Annotated in this window: 7 protein-coding genes; 3 read left to right on the plus strand and 4 right to left on the minus strand. The window is 60.4% G+C overall.

Annotated elements, in window-relative coordinates:
• Window positions 1-5 precede the first annotated feature (5 nt).
• The 3 genes from D0B32_RS02670 to D0B32_RS32220 all read left to right on the plus strand — a co-directional run bounded on the left by D0B32_RS02670 (window position 6) and on the right by D0B32_RS32220 (window position 4587).
• Window positions 6-1724, plus strand: coding sequence for a HAMP domain-containing sensor histidine kinase (locus D0B32_RS02670; RefSeq protein WP_117332125.1), 1719 nt, complete (start codon window positions 6-8; stop codon window positions 1722-1724).
• Window positions 1721-3022, plus strand: a complete 1302-nt coding sequence (locus D0B32_RS02675) for a hypothetical protein (protein WP_117332126.1) — start codon at window positions 1721-1723, stop codon at window positions 3020-3022. The genes D0B32_RS02670 and D0B32_RS02675 overlap by 4 nt, the downstream gene beginning before the upstream one ends.
• Before the next feature lie 239 nt (window positions 3023-3261).
• Window positions 3262-4587 (plus strand): hypothetical protein, encoded by a 1326-nt coding sequence (locus tag D0B32_RS32220; RefSeq protein ID WP_147329481.1) that lies wholly within the window; start codon window positions 3262-3264, stop codon window positions 4585-4587.
• A 150-nt stretch (window positions 4588-4737) separates the two neighbouring features.
• Here the strand turns inward: D0B32_RS32220 and acnA are convergent, their stop codons facing one another.
• The 4 genes from acnA to D0B32_RS02705 all read right to left on the minus strand — a co-directional run.
• The gene (gene acnA, locus D0B32_RS02690) at window positions 4738-7455 is read right to left on the minus strand and encodes an aconitate hydratase AcnA (RefSeq protein ID WP_117332129.1); all 2718 of its coding nucleotides are present in this window, start codon (window positions 7453-7455) and stop codon (window positions 4738-4740) included.
• 40 nt (window positions 7456-7495) lie between these two features.
• Window positions 7496-8947, minus strand: a complete 1452-nt coding sequence (locus D0B32_RS02695; protein WP_117332130.1) for a bifunctional 2-methylcitrate dehydratase/aconitate hydratase — start codon at window positions 8945-8947, stop codon at window positions 7496-7498.
• A gap of 34 nt (window positions 8948-8981) precedes the next feature.
• Window positions 8982-9494 (minus strand): hypothetical protein, encoded by a 513-nt coding sequence (locus D0B32_RS02700; protein ID WP_117332131.1) that lies wholly within the window; start codon window positions 9492-9494, stop codon window positions 8982-8984.
• A 102-nt stretch (window positions 9495-9596) separates the two neighbouring features.
• Window positions 9597-9954, minus strand: a 358-nt coding sequence (locus tag D0B32_RS02705; protein ID WP_310591175.1) for a citrate/2-methylcitrate synthase, incomplete at its 5' end; no start/stop codon positions are given.

Below are 9954 nucleotides of genomic sequence, written 5' to 3' on the forward strand. Positions count from 1 at the left end.
CTGGTATGGAAATCCTGAGACTGGTTGGTATCTCAACCCCTGCGCACAGTTGCCTGCATCGCCCCAGTAAATCGACATATGGCGCAGCGATTCGCTGCGCAACGGCGATCGGCATCCTACTAGCGTTTGTTTTGCTGTGCATCGTTTCCGCTTACGCCGACGCCGCGTCGCCAAACAGAGCGGACACTCGCTCGCAACGTGTGAGCGTCAGCCATCCCGCGGCCGCGGTGGCCGTCCACGATGCATCCATTGCACAGAACAAGCAAGACCCGGCGATTGTTCACCAGGACGTCTTGGCAACGGACGCGCTGGGGCTCGCTTCGGGCAGCGAGAATGGCGTGCTGGGCGATGGGATAGAGTCCGGGAAGGACCATGCCGCAACGACCTGGCATGCGTTACTAGCGGTTTTGTTCACGCTCGTCGTTCTGACCATCACGTCCTTGAGTGGGTGGTACCGCGCCCGCTTCGCGCTCAAGCGCGCGGACGACAAGATGCGCGTTGTGGAGAGCGAATGGCAGCGGCGCTGTACTGCGGTTGAGATGAGAGAGCAGGCCGCGCAACTTCTCATTGCTTCGCGCGTGGCCACGGCGACCACTCAGGAACGTGATCGAATCTTCTCAACCATGCGGCACTTTGTTAGCGGTCCGCTTGCTGCCCTCGCAGGCTTGCTAGAGGCGCTCGATGGTGCCGCTTCGACTTCGGTTCACCGGTCTCTCGTTGGAAAGATCCAGACCGCTGTGCAGACATGCCTGCGCGCGCTCGAGGACATGCTGACGCCCTTGCCTGTGGAATCCCGCAGCATCGCTCTCGACGAGAATCTGATGGATGTGCGCGAGTTGATCGACGGCGTGGTTGCGCTGTTTTCTCCCGCTGCGGCCCAGAAAGGCCTGCATCTGAGCGTCAGCATTGATCGATCCGTTGCGTCGCGCGTGTTTGCAGATAGCGCACGGCTCGGCCAGATAGTTTTCCATCTGTTGAGTCACGCGATACGGACGAGCGAGGGTGGGTTGCTTACAGTTGCGGTGCGTGCAGAACCGCTGAATGCGGGTTCGCAGCGTATCGTCATCTGCGTGAGAGACGTTAGCGGGCAGGCGTCGTCGCTGGTTCAGCCCGAGCTGCCTTGGTCATCGTCGCCAGATGAAACAGCCGGCGAATCGCATGACGACAACGGGTCCTTTGCCTTGTGTCAACGACTGGCACAGTGCATGGGTGGCGAACTCTCAATCAGTAGCGAGCGCGGTTTTGGAACGTGTGGGACTTTCAGCGCCCCATTTTCGGTTGAGCACGTGCATGAGGCCGAAGAGCCGCTCCAATCGGGTCACTCGCCAGTGCCTAAAGAAGCCGGGGCAGGTCAAGCGCAAACCAATTCCATAGAACCGCGGCCCGAACAGTTTGACCAGAACTATCTCGAAGCGTTGTCAGAAGAGGGCATTGACCTTCATACGTTCCTGTTTGGGTGGCGCCAGTCGATTAATGACGACCTCAGGCGGATGCGCGAAATGTGCGACCAACACGACGTCGTCGGTGTGCGCGCTGTGTTGCATAGATTGAGTGGCGCTGTCGGACTGGTTGGCGCACGCAGCTTGATGGAGTCGCTGCGCAGTTCCAGTGTCGCCCAATCAAAACCTGGAGCAGACGTCGTAAATGCGCTCACGCGCCGCGTTCAATCTCTTGCCAATCAACTTGAGACAGCGATCGACACACAACGGAGCAACCTGCCATGAGCCGACCGCTCGCATTGATCGAGGGCGACCTCACGATCCCACTGCCGCGTCCCTTCGACGGCCTGCCGCCGCCATTTGGTTCGCGTTATCGCGCATTGCGCGAGGCGGTGCATCGCGCTGTCAGCGAAATCGCTGAACCGGCTCGGGCTCGGCGTTTTCCTCCGGGCGTGAAGCACGTGCTCTTCTACAAGGTGCCTCCGCAGCGCGTACAAGACAATGGCTTCGACGCGGCTATGGCAGAAGCGAAGCGCTATCTGGAAATGAGCAAGGCGCGCCCGCGGTCGTCACGATCCGATCATATTATGGCCGGCGCAATCTTTACGGGTTGCTCGATCGCGCTGACGTGGCTGCTGGTCACCTGTTCGATGAAGGACGCGGAAAAGCCGCGCGCGGCGGCTGTCAGCTCAGCAATCACGGCCTGGAAGGCCGAGCTAAATGCCGAAAAGCCGACGCCTGCGGTCGATGGTGGCACGCTTGCCAACCGGAAGAACGCTGATGCGCCGTCCATGCCGCAGATTGCATCTGCCGCGTCTGTCGAGTCCCTCGCTACCGCTGCGCCGAAGCATGAGCAGCCCGGAATGCCGACGCCGACCGCGATGGCTGCACAGCCTATCCCGGCAACGCCCTCCGCGTCTGAGACCGTTTCGGAGATCAAGTCGCGCAGTCTCGCCGTACCGAGCCAGACAACGCAGGTCGAGTCTGTTAAACCTGCCGCATCAAGCAAGGTCGTGCAAGCTGAACCGACGCGTCCTGCTGCGCCGGGTCTGGTTGAGTCGAGCCGTTCTCTCGAGCCGAATCGGGTTACGCAAGCTGCACAAACTGGTCCCGTCGCGAAGACGCAGGTTGTCGCTGCTGCGTCGCCGTCGTACGCCGTGTCGAAGCATGTTGCGCTCGCGTCTTCCGTTGTCTCGAAGCAGGTCGCATCGGCGACCGCTCAAAGCGGAGGCAACCGCACGTCATCTGAATCTGCTGCGAAGACGCGCAAGGCCGTCCGCTTGTTCGACGATTCGCAAGTCGGCGAACGGAGTACCTCGAATCGAGTTGCGAAGCTGACCACGAAGCAGCTTCCCGAGCGCTTGACACCGAGACATACGGCCGACGACGAAAGCGTGTCCCAGGACAAGGCTCCTAACGCTGACGCACCGTGGCTGAATTGGTCCGCTCCGCAAAATCGCGCGGTCCAAACAATGCGTGCGGCCGTGCCGCTGCCGGGCGACAACAGCTGGAACGATCACATGACACAGCGTCGGATTACTGACGATCCGGACGCATTCCACGTCGATCGCAGCGGCCAATAGCCAACTCGTCAGATGCCTTACTTACACCCGCTGCCCAATATCTACTTGTGCTGCGGTGTAAGCAGGATGATCGACTAGACCGAAGACGCGCCCGTCACACACTGACGGGCGCGCACACATCTGCGCCGTGGACGCAGTGCTCGACCGGTCTTGTTCAATCGTTCCAAATCAGACAATGTCTAAGTTCGTTTATGTGCCACCACGCCCCACCGGTCTCAATCCCACCCACCAACACCCCCTTGCCGCCGGAAAGCACGTCATCAGAAGCACGAGTCGACTCGCTGTTCGACTCGGCGCTGTGCGCGCACCGTGCCGGTGGGATTGTCGAGGCTGAAGCGGGTTACAGAATCGTGCTGGCCGCGAACGCCTGTCACGCGGAAGCCCACTACCTGCTCGGCCTGATCGAACAAAGCAGAGGCAACCTGTCCGAAGCGGAGGGTGGCCTGCGCCGCGCACTCGCTATCAGGCCCGACTTCCCCGAGGCACTCAACGCCTTGGGCGTCCTGCTTGACGATGTCCAACGCTTTAAAGAGGGCGAAGTCGCCTACCGTCGCGTGATGGCTCTGCTGCCTGCCTCCGCAACCGCTCAATACAATCTCGCCTTGCTCCTTCTCAGGTCAGGTCAGTATGCAGATGCCTGGAAGTACTATGAATCTCGCTACGATCCGAGCATTCGTTCAGGCGTAACGGCCTTACCGCGTCATCTGGCGTTTCCGCAATGGCAAGGAGAACGTCTTGTCGGCAAGTCGATGGTGATCTGGGCGGACGAAGGCTACGGCGACCAGATCCAGTTCGCTCGCTATGTGCCACTGCTAAGGCAGCGTGGCGTCTCTCGTATCACGCTGGTTTGTGACGAGGCGCTCAAGCCCCTGCTAGAAACGGTAGACGGCGTGGACTGCGTCATTAGCGATCCTTTCGCGGTTCCTCCGCACGACTACTGGTCGTTGTTTATGAGCTTGCCGCGCTACTTTGGCACGACGCTGGAAACCATACCGACCACCATCCCGTACGTGGTCCCGTTGCAAGAGAAACTGGAACACTGGCAAAAAAAACTTCCCGTGGATGGCATACGAGTTGGGCTGGTATGGAAAGGTAATCCGCATCACGGGAACGATGTCCACCGATCTCTGCCATCGCTCGCAACGCTAGCGCCGCTGTGGTCGATTCCAGGCATCACGTTCGTCAGCTTGCAGAAGTATCACGCGGGACAGGACGCGAGGCAGCCCCTTGCCGGACAGTACATCACTCCGCTCGGCGAGGAGATTCAAGACTTCGCAGACACAGCGGCTATCGTTGCGCAACTCGACCTCACGATCTGCGTGGATACAGCGGTGGCCCACGTTGCCGGCGCGCTTGGAAAGCCGTGCTGGGTTTTGCTTCCGTCGTTCCATACGGATTGGCGCTGGCTGACAGACCGAGCGGATTCACCCTGGTATCCCGAGACCATGCGTCTGTTTCGACAAACGCGCTTCAACGACTGGACGCCAGTGATCGAAGAAGTCACGCACGCATTGCAAGCATGGGCACTGACACGTCCGCACCCGAACCGCTGCGCGACTAACTAGCCCGCAGCGTCCGAAACGCAAACTAAAAAAGCGCGAAAAACACGAAAAAAAAGCCCGACAAAGTCGGGCTTTTCAAATGAGCTGCGTCATTTCCACAACGACGCAGCACCTGCAAAAACACCTTCGTTCAGCTCAACGCCACAAACGAAATCAAGCGGCGAGCAGCGAACGCAGCACGAACGGCAGGATCCCGCCATGCTTGTAGTAGTCCACTTCGATCGGCGTATCGATACGCAGCAGCACGGCAACACGCTTTTCCTTGCCGTCCTTGCCACGAATCACCAGCGTCACTTCCTGCTGCGGCTTGAAGTCGGCGCCGAGGCCTTCGATGTCGTACGTTTCTTCGCCGGTGATACCCAGCGACTGCACGCTATCCGAGCCCTTGAACTGCAGCGGCAGCACGCCCATGCCGACGAGGTTCGAACGGTGGATCCGCTCGAAGCTACGTGCAACCACGGCCTTCACGCCCAGCAGCTGCGTGCCCTTGGCCGCCCAGTCACGCGACGAACCCGTGCCGTACTCTTCGCCCGCGAACACGATGGTCGGCGTGCCGGCGTCGATGTACTTCATCGCTGCGTCATAGATCGACTCTTGCTCGCCGCTCGGCTGATGGATCGTCAGACCGCCTTCCACGCGCGTACCGTCTGCCTTCGCCGGGATCATCAGGTTCTTGATCCGCACGTTGGCGAACGTGCCGCGCATCATCACGTCGTGGTTGCCGCGGCGCGAGCCGTAGCTGTTGAAGTCGGCCTTCTGCACGCCGTTTGCCTTCAGCCACTTGCCTGCCGGCGAGTCTTCCTTGATCGAGCCTGCCGGGCTGATGTGGTCGGTCGTGACCGAGTCACCGAAGATGCCCAGCGCGCGCGCGTTCTTGACCGCTGCGATGCTATCGGCCGGCTTCATGGAGAAGTCGCTACCAAAGAACGGCGGCTCGGCGATGTAGGTCGACTTCGGCCAGTCGTAGACTTGACCTTCTTCGCCTTCGATCTTGCTCCACAAATCGCCCTTCTTCGTGAGCTGCGCGTAGTTCTTGCGGAACGCGTCGGCGTCCAGTGCGAACTTCAGCAGGTCGTTGACTTCGTCGCTGGTCGGCCAGATGTCGCCCAGGTAGATGTCCTTGCCGCCCTTGCCCTTGCCAACCGGCTCGGTCATCAGGTCACGCGTGATGTTGCCGGCGATCGCGTACGCCACCACCAGCGGCGGCGAAGCCAGGAAGTTGGCGCGGATGTTCGGGTGAATACGCGCTTCGAAGTTACGGTTGCCCGACAATACAGCGGCCGCGACGATGTCGTTCTTCGTGATGGCGTCGTTCAGTTCCGGCGTCAGGTCGCCCGCGTTACCAATACAGGTCGTGCAGCCATAAGCGGCCAGTTCGAAACCGAGCTTCGACAGATACGGCAGCAGGCCGGTCTTCGTCAGGTATTCGGTGACGATACGCGATCCTGGGGCCAGTGACGTCTTGATGTGCGGTGCCACGGTCAGGCCAGCTTCCACGGCCTTCTTCGCCAGCAGGCCGGCAGCCAGCAGGACGCTCGGGTTCGACGTGTTCGTGCACGACGTGATGGCGGCGATCAGGATGTCGCCGTTCTTCACGTTCACGCCGTTGGTCGTCGTGTATTGCGCGTCCAGATCGGCAACCTTCTTCGCAAAGCCGTTTTCTGCGACCGGCTTCGAGAACAGATCGCTGAAGGTCGACTTCACGTGACCGATTTCGATACGGTCTTGCGGACGCTTCGGACCTGCCAGCGACGGTGCCACCGTACCGAGATCGAGCTTCACGAGCTTCGTGTAGTCGATCTGGCTAGCCTTCGGCACACCGAACAGGCCTTGTGCCTTGAAGTAGTTTTCGAAGGCGGCGATTTCGGCGTCGGTACGGCCCGTGCCCTTGAAGTAGTCGATGGTCTTTTCGTCGACCGGGAAGAAGCCCATCGTTGCGCCGTATTCCGGCGCCATGTTGCCGATCGTCGCACGGTCCGGCAGCGACAGCGTACGCGTGCCTTCGCCGCAGAATTCGACGAACTTGCCAACCACTTTTTCCTTACGCAGCAGTTCGGTGACGGTCAGCACGAGGTCGGTTGCCGTCACGCCTTCGCGCAGCTTGCCCGTCAGTTCGACGCCCACCACGTCCGGCGTCAGGAAGTACACTGGCTGGCCGAGCATGCCCGCTTCCGCTTCGATGCCGCCCACGCCCCAGCCCACCACGCCGATACCGTTGATCATGGTCGTGTGGCTGTCCGTGCCGACCAGCGTGTCCGGGTAGTACACGGTGTCGCTGCCGTCGGCCTTCTTGTGCACGCCGCGTGCGAGGTACTCGAGGTTCACCTGGTGCACGATACCTACGCCCGGCGGCACGACCTTGAACGTGTCGAATGCCTGCATGCCCCACTTCATGAACTGGTAGCGCTCGTTATTGCGCTGGAATTCCAGTTTCATGTTCAGGTCGAGTGCGTCCTTTTGACGGAAGTAATCGATCTGCACCGAGTGATCGACCACCAGATCGACCGGGACCAGCGGTTCGATCGACTTCGGGTTCTTGCCGGCGCGTTGCGCGACGCCGCGCATGGCTGCGATGTCGGCGAGCAGCGGCACGCCGGTAAAGTCTTGCAGCACGACACGCGAAACGACGAACGGGATTTCGTCGACGCGCGCTGCGGTCGGCTTCCAGTTTGCCAGTTGTGTGATGTGTTCTTCGGCGATCTTCTTGCCGTCGTAATTACGCAGTACCGATTCCAGCACGATACGGATCGAAACCGGCAGGCGGTCGATCTTGATGTTCAGCGCCTTGCCGAGTTGCGGCAAGGAATAAAACTTGCCTTTGCCGGAGCCGCTGTCGAATTCCTTGAGCGTTTTGTGGAGGTTGTGGGCCATGGTGTTTTCCTTGGTTTGATCGCGGAACTACAGTACTGAACTAGATGACATACAGATCGACGTATTCATTGACTGGCATGGCTTCGAGCCTTGCCTGATCCAGCGACACATCGAGAATCGCTTGTTGCTGCTTGACCGGAAACCTGCGCGCGAGGTTGGTCCTGAACTTCTCGACCAGCAACGGTATGCCGTCTGCACGGCGGCGCTTGTGTCCGATCGGGTATTCGACGATGACCTCGTCGAATGTCGAGCCGTCGTTGAATTCGACCGTCAGTGCATTGGCGATCGAACGCTTCTCCGGATCGTGATAATCCTTCGTGAACTGCGGGTCTTCTACGCAGATCATCTTGTCGCGCAACGCGTCGATGCGCGGGTCCTGCGCGACCTCATCTTCGTAATCCGCGGCCGTCAGGCGGCCGAAGATCAGCGGCACCGCGATCATGTACTGGATGCAATGATCGCGGTCGGCCGGATTATGCAGCGGCCCCTGCTTGTCGATGATGCGAATCGCCGCTTCATGCGTGCGAATCGTGATCTTGCTGATGTCGTCCACCGTCTTGCCCGCCGCGCGCAGTTGCGCATGCAGCGTGACGGCCGCTTCCACGGCAGTCTGCGAGTGGAATTCAGCCGGGAACGAAATCTTGAACAGCACGTTTTCCATCACGTACGAGCCGTACGGGCGCTGAAACTGGAACGCATTGCCCTTGAACAGCACGTCGTAAAAGCCCCACGTTTTCGCCGTGAGCACGGACGGGTAGCCCATCTCGCCGGTTTTGGCGATCAGCGCGAGCCGCACGGCGCGCGAGGTGGCGTCGCCCGCTGCCCACGACTTGCGCGAGCCCGTGTTCGGCGCGTGACGGTAGGTACGCAGCGCCTGGCCATCCACGAGCGCGAGCGAAATGGCATTGATCAGCTCGTTGCGCGTAAGACCGATCATCTGACCGACCACAGCGGTCGAAGCCAGCTTGACCAGCAACACGTGGTCGAGCCCAACCTTGTTGAACGAGTTTTCCAGCGCAATACAGCCCTGGATTTCATGCGCCTTGACCATAGCGATCAAGACGTCTTTGATCGTCAGCGGCTTTTTACCCGCGGCGATGGCCGTGCGTGACAGCCAGTCGGCGGTAGCGAGAATGCCGCCGAGATTATCCGACGGGTGGCCCCATTCAGCGGCAAGCCACGTGTCGTTGAAGTCCAGCCAGCGGATCATGGCGCCAATGTTGAAGGCGGCCTGAACCGGGTCCAGTTGAAACGACGTGCCGGGTACCTTGGCGCCGTTGGGGACGATCGTGCCTGGCACGATTGGTCCCATCAGCTTGGTACAAGCCGGGTAGGTGAGGGCTTCGAGTCCACAGCCGAGCGTATCGATCAGACAGTGACGCGCGGTTTCCAGCGCGAGCGTGCTGTCGATCGAAAAATCCAGCACGTAATCGGCGATCGCGACCAGGACATCGTCCGGGGCGGGCCTTACGTTGGATATCGGAGCGGACATCGAAGCTTCCCTAGTGAGAATGAGCCGGCAAAAATCAGTTTTGCGGGTTCTTGATCAGCTCGTTCGATTGCGTCGGAGCCGGCGCGCCTTGCACCATTTCCGGCGTCTTGCACTCGTCCGCGAGGCGCGAGCCGTCGTTGTCCGAGAACAGCATGGCCTTGGTCGGGATCACGACCAGGTCCAGACCCGAAGCGGCGTCGTGGAAGCGGTCTGCGCCCGTCGTGGTGGCTTCGCGCGGCAGGTTGTAGTTCTTGTTGGCCCAGTGAACCGTGACGATCTGGTCACGCTTCATGTCGCCCTTCAGGTCGAACGAGAGGCCTTCGTTACACGCCCACTTCACCGCGCCGTCCGGCACCGGATCGACCTTGGCTTCCTTGGCCGGATTCGGCTTGCGCTTGATCAGGCGCTTCGGAGCCGGCCGTTTCGGCGCAGCCTTCTTGGCGGTTGCCGTGGTGGTCGTCGTCGTTTGCGCGGAAGCATCGGTCGCGGTGGCCAGCATCGTGGTGGACAGGGCGCCGACAACGGCGGCGATCAGCAATTTATTCATGGAGAGAACCTTTCTATCTAATATGAGTTGAGCACTGCACGGCGGCGTCTTTGCGCTGCCGTCAAGATCGAACCACGCGCCTCGGAAAGCGCACAGCGGACGCTATTTTCTCCTATTTAGCGCCACGAACTTCAAATTCTCTGGACCGGTGTAATTCGCGCTCGGCCGGATGATCTTGTTGTCGATGCGCTGCTCGATGATGTGCGCGCTCCAGCCCGCGACCCGCGCAATCACGAAGACCGGCGTGAACATGGCGGTCGGCACACCCATCATGTGATACGACACGGCGCTGAACCAGTCCAGGTTCGGGAACATCTTCTTGGTGTCCCACATCACCGTTTCGAGCCGCTCGGCGATGTCGAAGAGCTTCGTGCTGCCGGCTTCCTTCGAGAGCTTCTTCGCCACTTCCTTGATGACCTTGTTGCGCGGATCGGAGATCGTGTACACCGGATGGCCGAAG

Source organism: Paraburkholderia sp. DHOC27 (assembly GCF_003429005.1).
Classification (GTDB): Bacteria; Pseudomonadota; Gammaproteobacteria; order Burkholderiales; family Burkholderiaceae; genus Paraburkholderia.